General features: G+C 43.2%; 18 protein-coding genes. 3 read left to right on the forward strand and 15 right to left on the reverse strand.

What is annotated here, in order from left to right:
• Nucleotides 1-7: 7 nt before the first annotated feature.
• Nucleotides 8-2,824 carry a DNA polymerase I gene (polA, locus tag ACVW2L_RS17205; RefSeq protein WP_457129188.1) on the forward strand — a complete coding sequence of 939 codons (2,817 nt, stop codon included), beginning with the start codon at nt 8-10 and terminating at the stop codon, nt 2,822-2,824.
• Between the two features lie 361 nt (nt 2,825-3,185).
• Here the strand turns inward: polA and ACVW2L_RS17210 are convergent, their stop codons facing one another.
• The 10 genes from ACVW2L_RS17210 to kbl all read right to left on the reverse strand — a co-directional run bounded on the left by ACVW2L_RS17210 (nt 3,186) and on the right by kbl (nt 13,458).
• Complete coding sequence (locus tag ACVW2L_RS17210) at nt 3,186-5,828, reverse strand: carboxypeptidase-like regulatory domain-containing protein (RefSeq protein WP_457129189.1); 2,643 nt, start codon at nt 5,826-5,828, stop codon at nt 3,186-3,188.
• 264 nt (nt 5,829-6,092) lie between these two features.
• A complete protein-coding gene (locus ACVW2L_RS17215; RefSeq protein WP_457129190.1) occupies nt 6,093-7,082 on the reverse strand; it encodes a GLPGLI family protein in 990 nt (329 codons plus the stop codon).
• A 121-nt stretch (nt 7,083-7,203) separates the two neighbouring features.
• Nucleotides 7,204-8,832, reverse strand: a complete 1,629-nt coding sequence (locus tag ACVW2L_RS17220) for a M56 family metallopeptidase (protein WP_457129191.1) — start codon at nt 8,830-8,832, stop codon at nt 7,204-7,206.
• Between the two features lie 19 nt (nt 8,833-8,851).
• The gene (locus tag ACVW2L_RS17225) at nt 8,852-9,238 is read right to left on the reverse strand and encodes a BlaI/MecI/CopY family transcriptional regulator (RefSeq protein WP_457129192.1); all 387 of its coding nucleotides are present in this window, start codon (nt 9,236-9,238) and stop codon (nt 8,852-8,854) included.
• A 279-nt stretch (nt 9,239-9,517) separates the two neighbouring features.
• The gene (locus tag ACVW2L_RS17230; RefSeq protein WP_457129193.1) at nt 9,518-10,099 is read right to left on the reverse strand and encodes a TetR/AcrR family transcriptional regulator; all 582 of its coding nucleotides are present in this window, start codon (nt 10,097-10,099) and stop codon (nt 9,518-9,520) included.
• Between the two features lie 6 nt (nt 10,100-10,105).
• A complete protein-coding gene (locus ACVW2L_RS17235; RefSeq protein ID WP_457129194.1) occupies nt 10,106-10,522 on the reverse strand; it encodes a hypothetical protein in 417 nt (138 codons plus the stop codon).
• Nucleotides 10,523-11,557 (reverse strand): phenylalanine--tRNA ligase subunit alpha, encoded by a 1,035-nt coding sequence (gene pheS, locus ACVW2L_RS17240; protein WP_457129195.1) that lies wholly within the window; start codon nt 11,555-11,557, stop codon nt 10,523-10,525.
• Nucleotides 11,557-11,967, reverse strand: coding sequence for a type II toxin-antitoxin system VapC family toxin (locus ACVW2L_RS17245; RefSeq protein WP_457129196.1), 411 nt, complete (start codon nt 11,965-11,967; stop codon nt 11,557-11,559). Before ACVW2L_RS17245 ends, pheS begins: the two co-directional genes overlap by 1 nt.
• Nucleotides 11,964-12,224, reverse strand: a complete 261-nt coding sequence (locus ACVW2L_RS17250; RefSeq protein WP_457129197.1) for a DUF6364 family protein — start codon at nt 12,222-12,224, stop codon at nt 11,964-11,966. Before ACVW2L_RS17250 ends, ACVW2L_RS17245 begins: the two co-directional genes overlap by 4 nt.
• A gap of 43 nt (nt 12,225-12,267) precedes the next feature.
• Nucleotides 12,268-13,458 (reverse strand): glycine C-acetyltransferase, encoded by a 1,191-nt coding sequence (gene kbl, locus ACVW2L_RS17255; protein WP_457129198.1) that lies wholly within the window; start codon nt 13,456-13,458, stop codon nt 12,268-12,270.
• A gap of 123 nt (nt 13,459-13,581) precedes the next feature.
• Here kbl and ACVW2L_RS17260 point away from each other — a divergent pair, with 123 nt between their 5' ends.
• A complete protein-coding gene (locus ACVW2L_RS17260; protein ID WP_457129199.1) occupies nt 13,582-16,071 on the forward strand; it encodes a DUF5686 and carboxypeptidase regulatory-like domain-containing protein in 2,490 nt (829 codons plus the stop codon).
• Here ACVW2L_RS17260 and ACVW2L_RS17265 read toward each other — a convergent pair whose 3' ends face one another.
• The 5 genes from ACVW2L_RS17265 to ACVW2L_RS17285 form a co-directional block, all read right to left on the reverse strand.
• Complete coding sequence (locus tag ACVW2L_RS17265; RefSeq protein ID WP_457129200.1) at nt 16,072-17,382, reverse strand: UDP-N-acetylmuramoyl-tripeptide--D-alanyl-D-alanine ligase; 1,311 nt, start codon at nt 17,380-17,382, stop codon at nt 16,072-16,074.
• A 639-nt stretch (nt 17,383-18,021) separates the two neighbouring features.
• Complete coding sequence (gene creD / locus ACVW2L_RS17270) at nt 18,022-19,377, reverse strand: cell envelope integrity protein CreD (protein WP_457129201.1); 1,356 nt, start codon at nt 19,375-19,377, stop codon at nt 18,022-18,024.
• Nucleotides 19,378-19,390: 13 nt separating this feature from the next.
• Nucleotides 19,391-19,672, reverse strand: a complete 282-nt coding sequence (locus ACVW2L_RS17275) for a hypothetical protein (RefSeq protein WP_457129202.1) — start codon at nt 19,670-19,672, stop codon at nt 19,391-19,393.
• Between the two features lie 192 nt (nt 19,673-19,864).
• The gene (locus tag ACVW2L_RS17280; RefSeq protein ID WP_457129203.1) at nt 19,865-20,173 is read right to left on the reverse strand and encodes a winged helix-turn-helix domain-containing protein; all 309 of its coding nucleotides are present in this window, start codon (nt 20,171-20,173) and stop codon (nt 19,865-19,867) included.
• Complete coding sequence (locus ACVW2L_RS17285; protein WP_457129204.1) at nt 20,170-20,802, reverse strand: hypothetical protein; 633 nt, start codon at nt 20,800-20,802, stop codon at nt 20,170-20,172. The genes ACVW2L_RS17280 and ACVW2L_RS17285 overlap by 4 nt, the downstream gene beginning before the upstream one ends.
• A gap of 163 nt (nt 20,803-20,965) precedes the next feature.
• On the opposite strand from ACVW2L_RS17285, the gene epsC reads away from it, so the two are divergent.
• On the forward strand, nt 20,966-21,781 hold the full coding sequence (gene epsC / locus ACVW2L_RS17290; protein WP_457129205.1) for a serine O-acetyltransferase EpsC: 816 nt from the start codon (nt 20,966-20,968) through the stop codon (nt 21,779-21,781).
• Nucleotide 21,782: the final 1 nt, after the last annotated feature.

Here is a 21,782-nt window from a genome sequence, read left to right on the forward strand (position 1 = left end):
TAATACAATGAAAAAACTATTCCTTTTAGACGGTATGGCGCTGATATACAGGGCGCATTTTGCTTTGAGTAAAGCGCCGCGTTTCACTTCGGGCGGGTTTAATACGTCGGCAGTGCTTGGGTTTACCAATACCCTATTAGACGTGCTGAAAAAAGAAAACCCTACGCACATGGCCGTGGTTTTTGATACCGAAGCACCCACCGAGCGCCACACCGATTTTGCCGCCTACAAAGCACACCGCGAGGCTATGCCCGAGGATCTTTCAAAAGCTTTACCGTATATCTTTAAACTGATACTGGGCTTTAATATCCCGGTTATTACATCCGATGGCTATGAAGCCGATGACATTATAGGTACCCTTGCTAAAAAAGCTGAACAAAAAGGTTATCAGGTATATTGCATGACACCCGATAAGGATTTTGGGCAACTGGTATCAGACAATATTTTTATCTACAAACCCGGCCGCCAGGGCAACGAGATGGAGATTTTGGGTGTAAAGGAAATATTGGCCAAATGGGAGATAGAACGTGTTGATCAGGTTATAGATATCCTTGGGCTTTGGGGCGACGCTGTTGACGGAATACCCGGCATCCCCGGCGTTGGCGAAAAAACGGCTAAAACACTTATTAAGCAGTATGGCTCCATGGAAAACATTTTTGCTAATAGCCACGAACTGAAAGGCAAGCTGAAAGAGAACGTTGAGGCTTTTAAAGAACAGGGTCTGTTATCAAAAAAACTGGCCACCATATTATTGAATGTTCCGGTTGAGCTGGACGAGGAGGGCTTAGAGATCTGCGCCCCAAGCAAAGAGTTGCTTGAGCCTTTATTTGCCGAACTGGAATTTAGAACACTGGGTCGCCGTGTTTTTGGGGATGACTTTAGCATTACCGAGTTAAAAGCCGTCTCATCTGGTACGCAGATTGATATGTTTGGCGCTCCTGTAGCGGAGGGCCGCACCACCTTAACGGTTGATGTGCAGGATATTAAAGAACCCCAGTTTGAACCTGCCGGAAAGAACATTAACAATACGCCGCATGAGTATCATCTGGCAGATACAAAAGAAAAACGCGCCGAGCTCATCGCACTGCTAAAACAACAAAAAAGTTTTTGTTTTGATACCGAAACCACCGGAACTGATGCCAATAATTGCGAGCTGGTGGGTCTGTCATTCTCTGTTAAGGCCGGCCAGGGCTGGTATGTTCCGGTGCCTGTTATTGAGCAGGAGATAACCGCTATAGTACATGAGTTTAAAGAATTGATGGAAGACCCTGCCATTGGCAAAATAGGGCAAAACATCAAGTTTGATATCCTGATGATGAAATGGTACGGCGTTGAGATACAGGGCGACCTGTTTGATACCATGATGGCGCACTACATTATAGACCCTGATACCCGCCACAATATGGATGTATTGAGCGAAAATTACCTGGGTTACAAGCCGGTTTCTATCACTGAGCTCATCGGACCGAAAGGAAAGAACCAGGGCAGCATGCGCGATGTGGAAATAGAAAAAATCAAAGAATACGCCGCAGAGGATGCGGATATCACCCTGCAATTAAAGGATGTTTTTGAGCCTAAGATAAAAGCCGCCGGAGCTGTCGAATTGCTTCATAAAATTGAAAACCCACTGATCTATGTTTTGGCGGATATTGAGCACGAAGGTGTGCGCATTGACCACGATACACTGAAAGAGTTCTCTAAAGAACTGGAAACCGACATTGCCAAGCTGGAGAAAACAGTATATGAAAAAGCGGGCGTTAGGTTTAACATAGCATCGCCAAAGCAATTAGGCGAGGTGCTGTTTGAAAAACTGATGCTCGACCCTAAGGCCAAAAAAACCAAAACGGGCCAATACCAAACCGGCGAGGACGTGCTGCTATCTTTAGCTGCCAAGAGCGATATAGTACGCGATATTTTAGATTACCGCCAGCTGCAAAAACTAAAATCAACCTATGTGGATGCACTGCCCACTATGGTAAACCAAAAAACAGGGCGGGTACATACCAGCTATAATCAAGCAGTGGCTGCAACGGGCAGGTTAAGCTCTACCAATCCTAACCTGCAAAATATTCCTATCCGTACAGAACGTGGTCGCGAGGTGCGTAAAGCCTTCATTCCGCGGGATGAGAACCATACCATTGTTTCTGCGGATTACTCGCAGATTGAGCTGCGCATTATTGCCGAAATAAGCAAGGATGCCAACATGATGGAAGCCTTTGTACAGGGCATAGACATTCACACGGCAACAGCAGCCAACGTTTATGGTATAGCCGTGGAGGATGTGGACAGCACCCAACGCCGCAATGCCAAGGCGGTTAACTTTGGTATTATTTATGGGCAGTCGGCATTTGGTTTATCGCAAAATCTGGGTATTCCGCGTAAGGAAGCTGCCGAGATCATTGAGAATTACTTCGCGCAGTTTCCAGGCATTAAGCAGTACATGGCCGATACCATGAACTTTGCCCGCGAGAACGGTTACGTTACCACGCTGATGGGCAGGCGCCGTTATCTGCGGGATATCAACTCGGCTAACCAAACTGTACGCGGTTTTGCTGAGCGAAATGCCATTAACGCGCCAATACAAGGCTCGGCAGCAGATATGATCAAAATAGCTATGATCAACATTCACCGCGAGTTTAAAGCCCGTAAGCTGGATGCCCGCATGACCATGCAGGTGCATGATGAGTTGGTGTTTGATGTACCCAATCACGAAGTAGAAATTGTGAAACCCATTATTGTTGAGCTAATGCGCAGCGCCATTAAAACCACAGTGCCTATTTTGGTTGAGATTGGTACAGGTAAGAACTGGCTGGAAGCGCATTAAGGTTTAGTTGGCAGTTGGCAGCGAAAACCTGTTAATAAATGGGGTGTTGCAGAAAATATGTGGCATACAGAAACAAAAGTATTAAATAGCTGATTTTCAATTTGTTATATTTTTTATTTTCAACAACTTTTATGTCAGGAAAATTAGCTGTAAAAAACATTCAATAAGTTGATAATCACATTATTGAAAAATGTAACAATCGGGGTTTTTTTGCCTTTTTTTGCAACGCATTAGCAACACTTTAGCAACAGCGTAGCAACACTTTTGCAACAGCAAATTCAGAAAATCTAGCGGTGATATTACTACAGCTTACTGTTATCAAATCGTTGTAAAACCAAGGATTTGACCGGCTGCCCATTTATCAGAAGTTAAAAACCCCCTTCAACATAACTACTCTGCCCGGTATCATAAACGATGCACTTGTTGATGAGTTGGCCGAAATGTCAAACGTATCAAAGGTTTTAATATTGGTCAGGTTGGTGCCGCTTAAAACAAAATCCGTATTAATCTTTTTCAGTTTAAAGTTGATATTCATATCGGCAAAAATATAGCTCAGGTCCTGCCGACCAACCTGCCGGGTAAACAGATGCTCGCCTGATATATTTACGTAAACATTCTTTACGGTTGTAAACGACAAAGTGGATCGCTGCGTTAAACGCAGATTGGTAATGGTAAGGGCATCGGGCAGTGAAGCTTTACTGCGCATAACATCATAATTTGCATTGTACTCCCAATTTACAAAGCGCGCCAGCCTGCCTATTACGCCCGCTTTATAAGTAATGGTTTGGCTATTGGCGGTAAAAAACCTGCCATTCTGCAATTGCTGCGACCAACCCATCCTGATGCCTATGCCGCCATTAACGGTAGTGGCTAGCGTAAAAATGTACTTGCTGCAGTTGGCGTCAAATGATAGGGTGCGGTTATGATTGGGCATATATATTACCACCCGCTGCTGTATGCTATTGGTTAATATCAATGATGAAATGTTATTTAAACCCGCGTCAGAATAGTTAACGGTAAAGTTGGCAAACAACATCTGCACAGCTTTGGTAAAGTTATATACCCCGGATACACTATGCGTACGGATAAGCGATACATCGGACCCATTGGCCATTAACGAGCGGTAATTGGTTGCTATGGCACCACGGTAAACATCATTAATACTACCCAGATTGTTATTAAAATTATAATTAAAATTAACGGTATGCTCAGCGTTTATCAGGTATGTAAAACGAAAAGCAGGATCAAAAAACAGGTTGCGGCCCGTGTTATTTAATGCATGTGCATCATCTATATATTTAACCGTATTAAAGCTTAGCGGAAGATCAAGTACAACTGTTAGCCATGGGTTTTTGTAGGAGTAATTGGCACTGGTGTAAATTTTGGTTTTCAACCAATCCAGACCGTTAACCATAGCAGGAGAAACCAGCTTCGTGGTTTGATCACTTTGAACACGATAAAGCTCCGTGTTAAGTTCCTGATGCTGTAGTTCTAATCCTGATCTGTAAGTTTGGGTAAGTTTATCGCCAATTATATTGATAAACGCCGAGTTATTGGTATACCATGTAGGCACTTTAACATATTGGCTTAGCCCGCTATAAGGCTGGTTGTTGTTAAACAGCGCCGCATTTGGTCCGGGATTGATTGTCAATATCTCCGGCTTGCTTACATTGCTTATTGTTGAAGATAAATTTACCGTCCGTCCCGATTTGAGCATCCGCCGGTAATCAAGCACGTTGGTAATGCTCGTAATTTTCTGATCAAGCGTTTGTTTTGCATCTATGCCATTAGCCACTACTACTGATGCAGTTTTAGTGGGTGATAGATCAAGCGTTAACCTGTCATTAAAATATCCCGTCTCGCTGTTGTGCACCAGGTTAAACTCGGTTCGCGTTTTCTGTAGATTAGTGGAGTTATCCTGCTCCTCGGTATATTTTATAGTCTGCCCTGGCAAAAATGTTTCAGATACTTTTTTATATTGTTGATGCCGTTCATCTATCAGATAGGAAACGTTTACTTTCAACTGCAGGTTCTTATTAATATTCACCAGATCGTTAAGATTGATAAGGCCGGCTTTGTTTAATAAATACCTGTTTTGCGGCAGTACAGAAATTCCCGCGGCCCCTGCCGAAAGAAAATAATTACCCGTTGCATTGGGCGGTGCATTATGCGCTATCAGGTCAATACCGGGGTCAATACCAATGTTGTTACCGGTGATGTTATTAATGAACTTCAATTTCTTATTGAGCAGCATAGCTGTGCTGTTGGCGGTAAACCTCTCTGGTACACCCAAGCCAACGGAAGCTTCGCCTATTACCCGCAATTTTGCCTCATCCTTTATAACCAGGTTTAGCGCAACATCCTCGCTGGTGTTGTTTTTCCGCAGCATTTTAATGGGCTGGTCTTTTTGTATAACCTGCACTTGGTCAACAGCGCCATGGGGAATGCTCCGGCTTGCTATGTTATACCTGTCATCCAGCAAATTATCCCCATCAATATAAAAGCTGGATATGGCCCTGCCATTATAGCTTATTTTGCCATCGTCGGCAACATTAATGCCGGGCATTTTTTTGAGTACGTCGCCTATGCTTCTATCCTGGTTACCTGCAAAATCAGAGGTGCGATAATTTAGGGTGTCGCCATTTACGTTTATGCTCGGCTTATACTTTATCTTAACTTCCCTAAGCATAATTTCGCTTTCCGTTAGCACCAGATCATAGGTCTTGCTTAAATCTGTAATGTTAATAACCGTTTTATTGTAACCTAGGCAAGTAGCTTCAACACTTAAACCCACACCGCTTTCGTCGGTTTGCAACGCATACCGCCCGTCCTTGTTGCTTTGGGTGTACTTTATAATAGTACCCTCAGTATCTTTAAGCGTTACATTTGCAAATTCAACTGGTTTGCCTTTATTGTCTTTTACCGTGCCCTTTAATTGTTTCTGTGCGATTGCAGATGCACCAAAAAACAGGAGCAGTATTATTAACGGCAATCTTTTTTTCATGTGGATTGGTTTAAAGTATATCCATGTTGCGCATAACCGGTTTGATGGGTTATGCGCTGTAGGTGTGATGGTTTAGGATGAAATTGCTTTGGTGTAATGTGTGGTTTGTCGGACTTGAGTAAATGCCCGCCCGCACCCTTTGACAGGATACCTGCGACAAAGGTGCGTGAGGTGTCATCCTGAGCCTGTCGAAGGGTGCGCGTAAAGGCCTGGCCCCATGGTTCGACAGGCTCACCATGACAGCCAGCCCTTCTGTCATTGCTTTTACTTTTTGGGGTTCAACTCAATTGGGTTATTTACGGCATTTTTGACGGGTGTTGGGCGCTTCTCATTTGTTGGCACCTGGATAGTGGCATTACTACCCTTGGCACCACCGCCACCGCTACTACCACCACTGGCTACTGATTGAGCCATTGCCGCCGGATCTTTTATCCCTATAGCGGCAAACTGAGCCGTCATAAAGCCGATGGGGTCCTTCTCTTGTTCCGCTTTCAGTTTATTATACTCGCTTTTGGTAATTTTTATCGGTCCACCATAATTTATGGGCCTTTCAGGCAAAACTGTTATCTCGCTAACATTTAAGCCTACTATGTTTTTAATGTCATTGGCAGAAAAGTCTCGGGCTTTATCAATGGCCAAATCACCCGGCTTAACTTTTTCTATGCCGGCAAACTTAAATTGAACTTCTTTTTTATCGTCATAAGCTTCTACAATAAGGCCGGGTAAACCACTTAGTTGCCAAGGGCCGTATGTAAATGGCAAATCCGGTGCAAACCATGCTATCCAATTACGGCCTTTGAAAGTAGCTGTCGCTTTTTGAGCATGTATCCCCGAAAAGCTCAAAGTATCTTTCAATATTTTCCAGTTGAGCTGCTCAATGTCTCCCTCAACCAGGTAATTGACATGCATTTGCTCATAGCTGATAAATTTATGTTGTTTAGGAAACACGTAATAATGCCCATAGGACGAACTCTTTGAATAGGAATAAGAGCTGTTCCGAACACCATTTTTTCTGTCTTCCATAATTTTAAAATTCAGGTCTACCTGTTGTTCTAATCTGTTAAAGCTTGTATAATAGGATGCATCTTTACCTGCAACCAGCAACATCACCTCCGTGTACGGCTTGTCCCGCTGTGTAGTGTCTTTAATGTGGATAAAGTTATACTGAACTTTAATAAGGGTTGGATAGGACTGTTGCGCGTAGGCCGACATTGTAAGCATCAAAGCGCAATAAATGGTTAAAAAAGGTTTCATAATTTTTAAAATTTAGGTTAAAGTTTGGGCAATACTATCCGGGTTACAGCCAGATAGCCGTTAAAATTTTTTGTTGTTAGGAAAATTTAAGATGATGTGGTTGCAATAACCGCATTAGTGTTTACGGGGAGTCAGATCCCAGCGGGCCTTTCATTCCAAAAGCAATGAACGCGTCGTATTTTGAGAGATCGAGATCAGGAAAAAGTTTTTCTGCATTGTACTTGCTACCACTTATCCCTTTCCGTTTACCCGCATAGTTAGCAGCGGCTGCATCAAAGGTGTAAAGCTCAGCTTCGTCATGCAGCACTCCGTCAACAATAAAAGCCACTTTTGCATTGTGGGGCAGGGTTGCCATCATCTTTGAGCCGGCGGTTAAAACCTGCATTACATCTTCGCCGTTACCCAAACTTACACGCGAATAGAATTTATCATTACTTAACCCGGCTTTTGCAATAAGGGCCTGTGTGTTTTCCGCAGAATTGGTGTTGTCCGGAATGTTACTTTCTCTCGTCGCTGCTGAATCTGCTAAGAGACTGCTCTTAACCGGAGTCGTATTTAACAACGCTTTCTTTTTAATATCAATAGCTTTAATTGTAAGCGGTTGGACCAGCGATAGCTCACGGGGCTTATTCGCTGTAATTGCCAATTTTATATTATTTGAGGCAATGCCATTTGACGGAGTCTTTTTTTGTGAACTTATATTCCTTACCGGGTAAAAAGTAAAAGCCATCAACGAGATCATTGCCACGGCAGCTAAAAACACGCTGCTCTCCTTAACGCTGAAGGTTTTATTCTCCTGGTAAACAATGCGGATAACCCTGTTAAGTAAGCTGCTTTTGCGTCCCGAAAAGGCAAGAGCTCCAACAGGATAGTTAACGGAATGTTCTTTAAAACTGATCAACGCCTTTACAAAATCTTCCTTGCTGTTGGTTTGCGCAATTGCCATATCATCGCAACAATTCTCGCGTTCTTCTCTTAGCAAATGCGAGATCCACAGCAGCCCCGGATTAAAGAAAAACACAGCCTCCGCAAAATACTGTAGCAGGTTCACCACATAGTCGCTTCGTTTTATATGCGCAAGTTCATGCAGCAATACCGCTTCAACCTGTGCGGCAGGTATGCCCGCTAACATGCCTACGGGTATTAAAATAACCGGTTTAAAGTAACCAATTACCACAGGCACTTTCAGGTAGCCCGACTCCAGCAGCAGCACAGTTTTTCTTATTTGGAGTTTTTCGCAAAGCGATGTTAGTTTATCTTGCCAAACAGGCGATGGTGTAAAAACGTTGAAATGCCTTACCCTTTGCAAGTAAACCATATTACCAGCCACGTAAAGCGATTTCAGCAAAAATAAAAAGAACCATATAGATACTATCAATATGTAATGCTGATTAAAATAGCTACTGGCTATATTGGTAAAAGTCTTAAAATCGTAAAAAGAGTTGTCTGTATTAGATAAATTGATAATAGCAGATGCGCTTGCAGAACAATAAGATGAGATCGCATTTTGGCTAATTGCCGGTTCTGGGGAATCCCCCAAAACATAAACAAAAGTACCTGCAGTAATCAAAAGGAACATGGCAAATAAGCACAGCATCAGATTGTACCTTATGACAGCACTTGTTCGCTTGGTTGTTATTATTATGACCCCTGCAATAAGCGCCAACAGCGCGCCCTGCCATACCGAATGAAAAAGCATGCGGCTTAATGCCTGAATTATTGTCTCTGCCGATTGTGCGAATGTGTTCATAACCTGCTTTGTTTAATTATCATTTACCCTTTTCCAGTTTTTGCAACAGTTCCTTCATTTTTTGTAGTTCTTCGTCGGATGTTTTATCGTTACCCAACAAGGCCACCATTAAATTACTCGCCGAGCCATTAAACATGGAGTCTACAAAGCGGCCCAACATATTGCCTTTCACCTTATCCTCGGGCAGGGCCGCGCTGTAAACATGCTTCATTTGGCTGTCGTCCCTGTCCAGCATTCCCTTTTCGCGCATTACCTGCATCAGCTTAAGGGTAGAAGTATAAATAACAGCTTCTTTTTGCTCATTAAGTTTATCGTGCACAAAACGTACAGTTGAAGGGCCATCCTGCCATAAAATCTGCAGCACATCCATTTCGGTTTTGGTAGGTACAATATCAGTATTTGCCATTATTATAAATTATACAAACCAAAGATATGTATTAAAAACGTACGTTTGCAATAGAAAGATTGTAACAAAGTTAAAATAAAGCGTGGAGGAGGGGCTTAAACGGTTTGTCTTAGGAAATGAAATGCCAAAAAAGGGTATCATGGTGAACTGCCATCTCACGCTCTTTGGTGCGTAGACATGAAGCATGGCAACAATTTCAATATTTAAAAAAATATTTTTTCCGTGGGTGGTGTAGCAGGTTTGTAGCAGGGCGTAGCAGCCCACCTGCTACGCTACAAACTAAATAGTTATAGCCGCCTTAACCAAATAAGGCAACACATCTTTTTGGAAGGATACAAAATTTTTGCGCACGTCGCCATCGCTTACCGAGGTAAACGCGAAGCTGAAGACTATACTTTTGCTGCAGGTGATGAGGAAACGCAGGCGCTGCATATAATTGCCATCCCTGCGTATGTGGGGTATGCGGGCGAAGGACGACATCAGCATATCTTCCAGCTCGTTGCTCAGGTTCTTTAAAAACTCCTGCGAGTTGGTTGATTCACGAATAAAATCCCAGCCTATAAACTCGTTACAAACGGTATAGCTAAGGCGGCAGGTTTTCATGATGAGGCCGCTCAGGTGCTTCTCTTCGTCTTCCTCGGGGTTGCTTTTGCTTATCAGGTCATCAACACTAAGGCGGATGTAATCCATCAGCAGGGTATGCAGCAGCTCCTCTTTGCTTTCAAAATATTTATAGATGGTAGCCTTGGCTATGCGCGCGCGTTTGGCAATTTCGTTAACACTGGTTTTATGGTACCCAAATTTCCGAAAAAGCTCCTGCGCGGCCCGCTTAATGCTGTCTTTTATTTTTTCGGCTTCCATCCAAGATCAGTTAGACACGGTTAAGTAATTGCGTGACGCGTCAATATACACATTATACGCTTTAAGTGAACGTACTGCCGGCGCTTTATTGGGCGTACCGTCCTGCAACAGCCATTTAGAGCCGCTGCATGGGTCGGTAACGGTTAAATTGCTGTCACTAATGGTAACGGCACAGCGTTTTTCAGGCTCGTAGGCGCTGCATCTGTCGTACGCCACATAGCCGTTAACGGTGTTGGCAACTATCACCCCTGCAACGCCGCGTCCGTCAACAATAACACCACTACCTATTGAGCGCAGCGGACTGTATTTGGGATCGTTTAACTGCAACTGAAAGTTGACAGAAACGTTAGGCACCACATTGCCTTGCTTGCCGCACGCAGCAAGAGCGAACAACAATACCAAAGCTATGCCTAACCTTTTCATTTATATAATTTCAGATTGAAATTGCTTCAAGAACCGTACATCGTTTTCAGAGAACAGGCGCAGGTCCTTAATAACGTATTTAAGGTTGGTTATGCGTTCTATACCCATACCAAAGGCAAAGCCGGTATATTTTTTACTGTCGATGCCGCAGTTCTCTAATACATTAGGGTCAACCATGCCACAGCCTAATATCTCTACCCAGCCGCTGTATTTACACATGTTGCAGCCACTGCCCTTGCAAATGGTGCACGATACATCCATCTCTGCAGATGGCTCTGTAAACGGAAAGTACGACGGACGAAAACGCACCTTTGTACCCTCGCCGTAAAGCTCCTGCACAAAATGGTAAAGCGTTTGCTTCAGGTCGGCAAATGATACATTTTCATCAACATACAAACCCTCCACCTGGTGAAAGAAGCAGTGCGCACGCGCAGAAATCGCCTCGTTACGGTAAACACGGCCCGGCATAATAGCGCGGAACGGTGGTTTGCCGATCTCCATCATACGTACCTGTACCGATGAGGTGTGGGTACGCAAAGCGATGTCGTCTGTACCGCTGTTTTTCTTGATAAAGAAAGTATCCTGCATATCACGTGCAGGGTGTTCCTCGGGAAAGTTAAGCGCCGAGAAGTTGTGCCAATCGTCCTCAATTTCCGGTCCTTCGGCAACCACAAAACCTAAACGTTTAAATACATCTATTATCTCGTTGCGTACCAGCGTTAAGGGGTGGCGCGAGCCTAATTCAAAACCATCGCCGGGCAAGGTCTTATCTATTTCGGATGTTGCCGTGTCTGTTGTCGTTGCTGAATTTTCCTTTAGCTCATTGTACCTTTCTTCGGCCAGCTGCTTAAACTGGTTCAGTACTTTACCAAAGGTGCGTTTCTCTTCGGGCCCAACAGTTTTAAACTGATCAAACAGATCTTTAATGATGCCCTTGGTGCCCAAAAACTTAATCCGGAAGGCCTCCAGTTCATCAGCTTTAGTAGCGGCGAACGCCTTTATCTCGGCGGTATATTTATCAATAGTTTCCTGCATTAACTTAGTGTTCTTAAAAATTGCTCGGCTGTTAAAACCGGAATTGTAGCTTGTTTATAGTCTTTAATGTTTCGGGTGATGATGAAATCTACGTTGGCTTTTAACGCCGCATGGTACTGAACTGCATCTTCAAAATCTGCTTTTTCATCTTGTAAGGCCATATCTATCATTGCTTCAGTTGTATCAATTATTGATAAAATACTTCTTAATCTTTGAAGTGATTTCCATCGGGTTTCAGGAGCAATTTTTCTTAAAAAATAATTTGTATTAATAAAAGCAACGGATGACGTGACCATCTCAAAACGCTGCTTGTTGCAAAATTCAAATAGATTTAAAGCAGGAATAAAAAATGGCTCTCTACGCAGCGTTACATCTAACATGATGTCGCTATCGAAAAAAAATTTCTTCACTTCCCGTATTTATCTTCTAAATGTTTGCCGTACTCCATTTTGTGGTCAAAATCCGCTACAGGCTCAGTAACAGCAACCAACCCTTTAATCAGATCGGATATTTCATCTTCAGTTTTCATTCTGAACGGTTCTTTTTCGATTTCTATTTCTTTTTCAAAAAATTGCTCAGCCAATTTAGAGATACTAGTGTTTCTCTTTTTAGCCACCTGCTTCATTTTTTCAATCAATCCCGGCTGAATGTTTAAAGTGAGCTTCATAACCATTGAATTTATACGTACAAATATAAAAAACTTATACGTATTATTTAAGCACACCCAACTCCTTGCCCACTTTAGTAAAGGCAGCAATGGCTTTATCCAGATGTTCCTGCTGGTGCGCGGCAGATAGCTGCACCCTTATACGGGCCTTGCCTTGGGGCACTACGGGATAGTAAAAGCCGATAACATAAATGCCTTCGTCCAGCATTTTTGCGGCAAACTCCTGCGCCAGCTTGGCATCGTACAACATTACAGGAACTATGGGGTGAATGCCCGGCTTAATATCAAACCCCGCTTCGGTCATCGCCTTGCGGAAGTATTGCGTGTTTTGCTCCAGCTTATCCCGCAGTTCGGTCGTTTCGCTCAGCATGTTCAAAACAGCGATAGATGCACCGGTAATTGCCGGAGCAAGCGTATTGCTGAACAAGTAGGGTCTTGAACGCTGGCGCAGCATATCAATAATTTCTTTACGGCCGGAGGTAAAACCACCCGATGCACCACCCAGTGCCTTACCCAACGTACCTGTAATGATATCGATCTTATCTATTACATTATGGTGCTCGTGCGTGCCTCTGCCTGTTTTGCCCATAAAGCCGCTGCAATGGCTCTCATCTATCAATACTAAAGCATTATACAGCTCGGCTAAAGCGCAGATCTTATCCAGTTGGGCAATGGTGCCATCCATGCTAAAAGCGCCATCCGTTACAATAATACGATGCCGGCAATCTTTCGTAGCCTGCAGTTTTTCTTCCAGATCAGCCATGTCATCGTGCTTGTAACGCTGGCGTTGCGCTTTGCACAGGCGCACACCATCAATTATGGATGCGTGGTTCAACTCGTCGGATATAATGGCGTCCTGATCGTTAAATAAGGGCTCAAAAACACCGCCATTGGCATCAAAGGCCGCGGCGTAAAGTATGGTATCCTCAGTGCCCAGAAATTCCGATATCTTTTTTTCCAGTTCTTTATGGATGTCTTGAGTGCCGCAGATAAAACGAACGGATGAAAGCCCGTAACCATGCGTATCCATTGCGGCCTGGGCCGCCTTAACAACCTGCGCATTGCCAGATAGGCCCAGGTAATTATTAGCACAGAAATTGATCACTTCCTTTCCGCCTTGCACTGTTATTTCGGCTCCCTGGGCAGAAGTAATGATTCTTTCTCTTTTATATAGTCCGGCTTTTTCTATCTCGGCAAGTTCCTGTTGTAGCACAGGTTTGAGTGTATTGTACATAGATCAGTTAATTTTATTTTACAAAAATACGCATTAGCGTAATGGGCAATAAGCTGTCTTATAAATATATTAAGCATATGGGCAAACATTTACGCACATAAAATCATTAATAGGATGATTTATATGAAGATACGTTTACTTATACTCTCTCTGTTTTTAACGGCTTTTATATTTAAAGCCGAAGCACAGCAATTTGTTTTATCCGGCCGTATTGTTAATGAGCAAAATAGGCCCATTTCTTTTGTTTCCATCTACATCCGTAACTCTACCTACGGCACAACAAGTAATGATGAGGGAAATTATCAGTTTAAGCTTGAGGCAGGCACCTATAAAATAATGTACCGCTTTGTGGGCTATAAAGAGCAGACACAAACCATTACCATAACCAACCACGACGAGCGCCTGAACATTCAGCTGGAACAAGAAGTTTATCAGCCCCGCTCAATTGACCGCCAGGCACGCAACGGGCATGATACCTCTGCTTTTAACATTATGCAAAAGGTGATAGATAAGCGCCAGTATTACCTGAACGAGGTGAACTCTTACTCTTGTTCGGTTTATATTAAAGGGGTGCAAAAGTTGCTGGATGCGCCTAATTCTCTTATGCGTGGCGGGGTATCAAACGTTTTGTCATTAGATAGCAATGGCAAAGGGGTTTTGTACCAGTCAGAAATGCTTTCTACATTCACCTCTGCCAGGCCCAATAAAATAAAAGAAGAAACTATTGCACAGCGAATGGCCGGTACAACCCCTGCGTTCAGCTATTCAAAAGCGTCTGATCTATCTGCTAATTTTTACGACAACATTTTTTCTATACAGGGACTAAGTAGCCGGGGCTTTGTTTCGCCTATTGCATCAAACGCATTTTCGTATTATCGCTATAAGCTGGTGGGTACTACGGTAAGTAATGGTAAAACCATAGACAAAATTGAACTGATACCCAAACATTCATACGACCCGGTGTTTCGGGGCCACATATACATTGTTGAGGGCGACTGGCGATTGTACAGCGTTGACCTTGTGCTTACGAATAAAGACAATGGTCTTAATTTGGTTGATACTATGCGGGTAAGCCAGCAGTATGTACCTATTCGCGACAGTACATGGATGCCATCAGCTATTGAATATGACTATAACGGCAATGTTTTTGGATTTAAATTTGAAGGATACTACATCGCCCTTTACAACAACTATAAGTTTGATCTTACCATACCGGATGGATACTTTACAGGCGAGATACTGCGGATAGATACGGCCGCAAATGTTAAATCGCCTTCGTATTGGACCAATCAACGGCCCGTGCCACTTACCCGGGATGAAGCATTAGATGCGAAGAAACGGGATAGCCTCGCAGTTATTCAAAGCACAAACGCTTATCAGGATTCCCTGCAGCGTAGTAATAATCAGCTTTCGCCCTTACCTTATCTTGTAACCGGGCATACCATAGTCAGTCGACAAGCTAAGGATAGCCTGTATTTCTATCCTTTTTTTCAAACCGTATTTTATAATACGGTTGAGGGTTGGGGGGTTAATGCAAGGGTGAGGTATTCAAAATTATTTGATGATTACCGCTCCTACAGTATTTCGCCAACTTTACGATATGGCACCGCAAATAAACTGTTCAGCGCCAATGTAAGATCGTCTTATACGTACGATTTGTTTAACGCCGGGATGTTCACTTTTGATGGCGGAAGTGATGTGCTGGATCTTAACAACGCAGGCACCCGTTCACTTTATTTCAACACGCTGAGTACCTTGCTAAGTGAGCAGAATTTTGTAAAATATTATCGTTCGGTGTTTGCCAACGTTGGTTTTCAAAGAGAGGTGAGGAACGGCATCAGACTGAATGTAAATTTAAGCTATGCCGACCGGACGCAGCTTTTTAATAACTCTTATAATCACATATTTGACAATAAGAACCGGGAGTTTACCTCTAACAATCCGCTTGCACCTATAACCGCACCTGCTGATGACCGGTCAATACTTTTTCCGAAGAACCAAGCCCTAACACTCAATGCGTCGGTACGGTTTACCTTTGCGCAGCCGTTTATTACCCGGCCTACGGGCAGGATATTCCTGCAGTCGGCATACCCGGTTTTAACGATAAATTATCGTAAGGGTATTAACGGCGTATTCGGCTCTGATGTTAACTATGATTTTGCTTCGGCTACTATAACGCAGGAGCGGATCAGGCTTGGCTTGTCGGGCTACTCATCATTTAAGTTTGTCGCGGGTACCTTCTTAAATAAGAAGACGCTCTACTTCCCCGACTATTACCATTTTATAGGTAACCAGGGCACCACCTTTGACCCAACAGATGTGGGTAGCTTCCACTTTTTGCCGTTTTATATTTACAGCGCCAACAGCTCTTTTGTAGAGGCGCATTATCAGCATAACTTTTCGGGCTCACTACTTAGTAGAATACCTTTTATACGGAAGTTAAAACTGGAAGAAATTGTTGGTGCGAATTATCTTACCATGAGAAATAACCCCAACTACTCAGAGTTTTACGTGGGGATACAACGCCTCATCTTCAGGATAGACTACGGCGTATCGTTCACCGGGAACCAGCGCTATATTCAGGGGATCAGGCTGTTTTATGGTATAAGGTAGTCAGAACAATTCCACCAACTTCTCCAGCGCCATCCCTCTTGATCCTTTGATCAGTATTGTACTGTTTATTATTGGTTGCTCCTTCAGGCCTGTAGCAGCATCATCGCGGGTTTCGTAAAACTCAACAGGCAGGTCATCCGCTTTCAGCTTAAAAAACTCTCTGCCAATTATTATGCGCCTGTCCACTGTTGTAGCTAAGGCTTTTTGCAATATGGCCTTATGTTCTGTTTCGGCTTCTGTACCCAGCTCAAACATATCTCCTAATATCAGCGCTTTATGGTCCGCAGTAAGTTCGCCCATGTTGCCGATGGCTGCGGCCATGCTGGTTGGGTTGGCGTTATAGTAATCGCAGATAAGGGTGTTGTTGGCCGTTTTTACCACCTGCGAGCGGTTGTTTTTAGGCTGATAGTTAGCTATCCCCCTGTTTATCTGCTCGGCTGATAATTTGAACTGTACGCCTATGCAAATAGCGGCCAGAATATTATCAAGATTATATGCACCTGTTAGCTGTGTGCTTACCTCGTAGCTTTGGCCGGATGTGTTATTGGTCCAATTTAACGATAGGTAAGGCGCATTGCCGGTTATTTCACCGCTTACAAGGTCATCAATAGCGTCACCATAAAAAACGGGCGGGGCTTTGAATTTGCGGGCCGCCTGCATTTCCATCAATATGGGGTTATTGCTGTTGATGAATGCCTGCCGGTTATTAGCACTTAAAAAATCATACAGCTCACCTTTAGCTATTTTAACACCCTCCAAACTGCCGAAGCCCTCTAAATGCGCCTTGCCTACATTGGTGATAAGCCCATGCGTAGGTTGCGAGATGCTGCTTAGCAACGCTATCTCGCTCACATGGTTGGCACCCATTTCTATTACTGCGGCCTGGTGCGCTGCATTAATGTTAAGTATAGTTAGTGGCACACCGATGTGATTATTCAGATTACCCTGTGTGGCCAGTGTGTTAAACTGCTCAGACAATACGGCATTGATCAACTCCTTGGTGGTGGTTTTACCGTTGGTGCCGGTAAGGCCAACTACCGGGATGCCGAGCTGCCTGCGGTGGTGCCGTGCCAGATCCTGCAAAGCCGTCAGCACGTCATCAACCAAAATATATTCACTGCCGCCTTTATACTCAGCATTGTCAATAACGGCATATGCCGCGCCCGCTGCAATGGCCTTAGCGGCAAAGGTATTGGCATCAAAGTTTTCGCCTTTTAGGGCGAAAAATAGGCTACCCTCGGTTATTTTGCGGGTATCGGTAGTAATTACCGGGTGTTGCAGGTATATTTTGTAGAGTTCTTCCGTATTCATAAGCAATAATGGTAAAGTTATTGAATTACCGGAATGTAAAGAAAAAAGAAAGTGCTTTGGTTTTACAGGTGTTGCAAAAAATATGTGTTCCCCCTACATAAAAAATTTAAATAGTTGACTTTTAACACCTTGTGATTTTTGCCCGCAGTAACTTTTAAGTAAGTAAGGTTAGCTGTAGAATGGATTCAACTCATTGTATATCAGGCTGCTAAAAAACGCGTAAATTGACACTTTTTTAGACAATTTTGCAACAAAATAGCAACAGGATAGCAACACTTTTGCAACAGTATCAACCAACTAAGGCCTTTGACAAATTGTAGTTTTATGAAAGGTCTTAGTTGGTGCGGTAATTATGTGATAAGGTTTAGTATCCTTGAGTTTGTTTCCATAAAGTGTATAGATAAGATTATTTACTATGCATAATTTTAGCTTACATGGCATTTGTGGTCAATAGTATATATAAATGCCCCTATTAGTAGTAGCATTAATACCGCACCCAAAGCAATGGCGTAATACACTAATGGCTTGCGTTTCCTTAGCAATATTGCTATTAATAATATGGGTGTCGATAAAACGAACAGAATTATTAAGAAAGCCATTGATGTAAGAATTGGCAATGTCATGGTTAACAAATAGCGGTTAGTGTTTATCCCAGTTAATTTTTCTCGAAAAATACATCAGCAATGAGAGGATGACGAAGAGCGCCACGCTACCCATTAAAAGTGCAAGGTCTTCTAATTGTATCAGCACATAAATAAACAAATAGAATAGACCTAATATTGCGGAAAACAGCAGCGCCATCAGTTTATTTTTAAGCAGCGAAGCAATGAAGATTGACACCAACGCTATGGTAGCAACCGACGCGATAAGATATGCAGCAAAGTAGCCTACCTGTTCGGAAAAGGACAGTAAAAGCGTATAGTATACCACCAACGCTGCGCCTATTAATACGTAATTAAAGGGGTGTACGCGTTGTTTTCTTATCACCTCTGTTAAAAAAAGCGCAACAAAAGTGAGCAGTATTATCAGTAGCGCGTACTTAACTGTGCGGGTTGTTTGTTGGTATTGATCAACTGGTGTTCGTAGATCCACCCCGAATACCGCGCTTTCTTTTTCGCCCATTGTATTTAGCAGCGAGTCAGCTCCGGCCCATTGCTGTGCAAACGGCCTGTTATAATACAGCATATGCCATTTGGCGCTAAAACCGCTTTTGCTTACGGCGCGCTCATCAGGCGAGGACCGGCCGGTAAAGCTTGGCGTTTCCCACGGGCTTTTTACTTCAACCGTTGTAGCCTTGCCCGTATGCAGAAAACTGATGTTCTGGCTGCCCTTTATGTCGAACGTATAACTAAAAGGCACTTTAGTTAGTGCGTTCCCGCTTAGATCAATAGGTGCCTGCAAGCCCCCATCCAGCAGTTCCTTTTCGCCAAAAACAGGCTGTGCAGACAGCGTTCGCCCGTTTGATACTATGGCAGGGTTGGTTTTCAGCCCCTTCAGATCCGACACCTTGAAAGTTAGCTTGGCCCCTGCAAGATTAAGCTTGGTTAACGGAATACCCAATGCATTAAGGTCGGGTTTAAAATCGCCTGCTATTTTAAGTTTGGCGGTGTAAACTATCGTTTCAAACATACCGCGGTGCAGCGTATCCGGCAACAGTTCGGCGTTAATGTGTAAGACGTTTGGTAATATGTAAACCACATCGTTAACTTGTTTAACGGTTACTGTCGTTTTACTATCCGCTGTTTTTTCTTCTACCTGCTTTTTGTAAGGTATTACCAATATTGGAGCCTCGATCAATTGCCTGCCCGACCAACTTTCGGCAACTTCTTTGTCTACCTCTTCCTGTCGCCCTGCGCGTTCGTTAATAAGGTTGCTTACCATTGATGATGGAATGAGCAGCACCAGCGTTAAAAAGCCTATAAAAAATAATTTAATGGTCACTGACTGCTGGAGCCAGCTTAAAACACCTTGCGGTTTGGGTTCTTCGTGTATCATGTTGTTGAGTTAATTAATATTCAGTTTTGGGTATGGTATAAATAATGGAGCTAAAAGCAAGTGCGGCCATATTGACTATCACTATGCCGCCGATAACCGGGTCCGTGAGTTGGTTAATAGAAAAGCCAAGCAACAGGAGAAAAAGCGCAAATGTCAGCAAGCCAAAAACCATTGCCGATATAAATAGTGCCTGTTTTTGTTTATGCGCATCTAAATTTTGTTGAACGATGATGGTTACCGCTAAACAAAAAAGCAAAGCCGTTATAAACGAAAAACACAACTCGAGAATCACCATAATCAAAAAAATTTGTATGCCGCCAAAAAAGTCACCTCCGGAAAAATTCTGTGTATAAATAAGTAGCCAAATAAGCAGAAACATAACGGGCGCGAATAGCGAAGTTGTAAGCCACACTTTTAAAGTATATTTTATTATGTTAACCATATTTTTAAAAGTACTTTTAATTTCAAAGTAAATGGATAAAAAAAATTATTTTATGCTTTGCTGAAAAGAGATCAACTTTTCTAACGCGTCTAAATGGTTTTTAAATGCTTGCTTGCCGGTAGCTGTTGCTTCGTAATTGGTATTGGGTTTGCGGCCCAAAAAAGATTTGTTCACCAAAATATAGTCCTCCTTTTCTAAAGCTTTAAGGTGCGATGCAAGGTTACCGTCAGTAACATCCAGCAGCTCCTTAAGCGAGTTAAAATCATAGCGCTGGTTTGCCACCAGCACACTCATTATCTGCAGGCGCACACGGTTCTCAAAAGCCTTATCTAATTTATCAAATGGTACTTTCACCTGTCGTACTTAAAATACATAACGCTGCCATATACAATATGCAGCACCCCAAAACCAATCGCCCAAAATACCAAACCGTATCCGGGCAAACAAGCCGCCAAAAGGCCCAAAGCTACTTCGCAAAGGCCTAAAAACTTAACATCTGTAAAGGTAAAATTACTGGCGCCAATTAAAGCCAGTCCGTAAAAAATAAGCGATGCCGGCGCCACAATGCCAAAGTAGCCGCGGTAAAGTAATATTAACATAAGGCCCCCGCCTGCCATTAAGGGAATAGACATATTAAATAACAGGTCCTGGCTTACCTTTCCAAATAAAGGTTGCCCCTTGCGTTTTGCTTTTTTATAGCTCAGGTAAATGCCCGTGCTTACTGATAGCACTAAAACCGCAGCAGCTATTAGCAGTAACTCAACAATAATGGCATCGTTTAATAAAGCAAAGCCCGACTCGTCTGGCACAGCGTAAATGCGCGATTGGCCCCTGTATAACATACTGTAAGCCAGGCCTGCGCCTATAAGCGCATATATGCCCGCCAGCACGCCGGATAGCCCGCTAAGCGAAATAAATTTTGACGACCGCTCCATCAGGTTGCGGATAGAGGCCAGATCGTTCTGAATTTCGTTGTTCTTCATTGAAAAGCACTTTGTTTTTCAAAGTAACGATTTGTATTTCTTATTGTCAAGGATTAGGGCAAATATTTTTTGCAGTTGTTTTGTTAGCCTTGCCCGGGCGTTTTTTTTACCTGCAAACAACAATTTTTTATTTAAACTTGTGCGGCAATGGTATAACACCAAAATGAACGAAGATTTTTACCGGCAAATTTTAGATAAACAGCAGCAAGCCGCAGCTTTACCCTCTAACAAAGAGATAACTGCCTGGGCCCTGCAGGTGATACGTTTGCTATACCCCGAGCAGTCAAAAAAGGTATTTTTTACCCTGCCGCAATTGCATGAAGAGTTTAACAGGCTTAACAACGAACTTTGCCATATTATGGACGCTACACGCGAGTGCAGCGACTGTGATAATAAAAAAATAGCCAATGCTTTTTTTGACGACCTACCTGCGCTTTATAGCATCTTAAATACCGATATACAAGCAATTTTTAATGGCGACCCGGCTGCCCGCAGCGAATTTGAGGTAGTACGCACCTATCCTGGTTTTTATGCCATCTCGTTTTATAGGTTGGCGCATTGCCTGGTTAAACTGGATGTGCCTTTATTGCCTCGGATATTAACCGAACATGCCCACTCAAAAACAGGCATTGATATACACCCCGGCGCCGAAATTGACGAGTACTTTCATATTGACCACGGCACTGGCATTGTAATTGGCGAAACCAGTCAGATAGGCAAGCATGTAAAGCTTTACCAGGGTGTAACCTTAGGCGCGCTTAGTGTTGCCAAAGATATGGCCCATACCAAACGCCACCCAACGGTGGAAGATAATGTGGTAATCTACTCGGGCGCTACCATCCTGGGCGGTTACACTGTTATAGGTCATGATAGCGTTATTGGTGGCAACGTTTGGATAACAGCCAGCGTTGAGCCGCACTCAACTGTTTATCATACCCCTATGATAAAGGTTTCAAAAAATATCGAAAAAACAGAATAAT

It is taken from the genome of Mucilaginibacter sp. HD30 (assembly GCF_054061755.1).

What these genes read in the sequence shown, in the direction of transcription:
- ACVW2L_RS17285 (WP_457129204.1), bottom strand. Translation starts at nt 20,802, where the DNA reads ATGAAGAACAACGAAATTCAGAACGATCTGGCCTCTATCCGCAACCTG.
- ACVW2L_RS17275 (WP_457129202.1), bottom strand. Translation starts at nt 19,672, where the DNA reads ATGGTGATTCTCGAGTTGTGTTTTTCGTTTATAACGGCTTTGCTTTTT.
- ACVW2L_RS17235 (WP_457129194.1), bottom strand. Translation starts at nt 10,522, where the DNA reads ATGAAAAGGTTAGGCATAGCTTTGGTATTGTTGTTCGCTCTTGCTGCG.
- pheS (WP_457129195.1), bottom strand. Translation starts at nt 11,557, where the DNA reads ATGCAGGAAACTATTGATAAATATACCGCCGAGATAAAGGCGTTCGCC.
- ACVW2L_RS17230 (WP_457129193.1), bottom strand. Translation starts at nt 10,099, where the DNA reads ATGGAAGCCGAAAAAATAAAAGACAGCATTAAGCGGGCCGCGCAGGAG.
- kbl (WP_457129198.1), bottom strand. Translation starts at nt 13,458, where the DNA reads ATGTACAATACACTCAAACCTGTGCTACAACAGGAACTTGCCGAGATA.
- creD (WP_457129201.1), bottom strand. Translation starts at nt 19,377, where the DNA reads ATGATACACGAAGAACCCAAACCGCAAGGTGTTTTAAGCTGGCTCCAG.
- ACVW2L_RS17220 (WP_457129191.1), bottom strand. Translation starts at nt 8,832, where the DNA reads ATGAACACATTCGCACAATCGGCAGAGACAATAATTCAGGCATTAAGC.
- ACVW2L_RS17210 (WP_457129189.1), bottom strand. Translation starts at nt 5,828, where the DNA reads ATGAAAAAAAGATTGCCGTTAATAATACTGCTCCTGTTTTTTGGTGCA.
- ACVW2L_RS17215 (WP_457129190.1), bottom strand. Translation starts at nt 7,082, where the DNA reads ATGAAACCTTTTTTAACCATTTATTGCGCTTTGATGCTTACAATGTCG.
- ACVW2L_RS17265 (WP_457129200.1), bottom strand. Translation starts at nt 17,382, where the DNA reads ATGAATACGGAAGAACTCTACAAAATATACCTGCAACACCCGGTAATT.
- epsC (WP_457129205.1), top strand. Translation starts at nt 20,966, where the DNA reads ATGAACGAAGATTTTTACCGGCAAATTTTAGATAAACAGCAGCAAGCC.
- ACVW2L_RS17250 (WP_457129197.1), bottom strand. Translation starts at nt 12,224, where the DNA reads ATGAAGCTCACTTTAAACATTCAGCCGGGATTGATTGAAAAAATGAAG.
- polA (WP_457129188.1), top strand. Translation starts at nt 8, where the DNA reads ATGAAAAAACTATTCCTTTTAGACGGTATGGCGCTGATATACAGGGCG.
- ACVW2L_RS17225 (WP_457129192.1), bottom strand. Translation starts at nt 9,238, where the DNA reads ATGGCAAATACTGATATTGTACCTACCAAAACCGAAATGGATGTGCTG.
- ACVW2L_RS17260 (WP_457129199.1), top strand. Translation starts at nt 13,582, where the DNA reads ATGAAGATACGTTTACTTATACTCTCTCTGTTTTTAACGGCTTTTATA.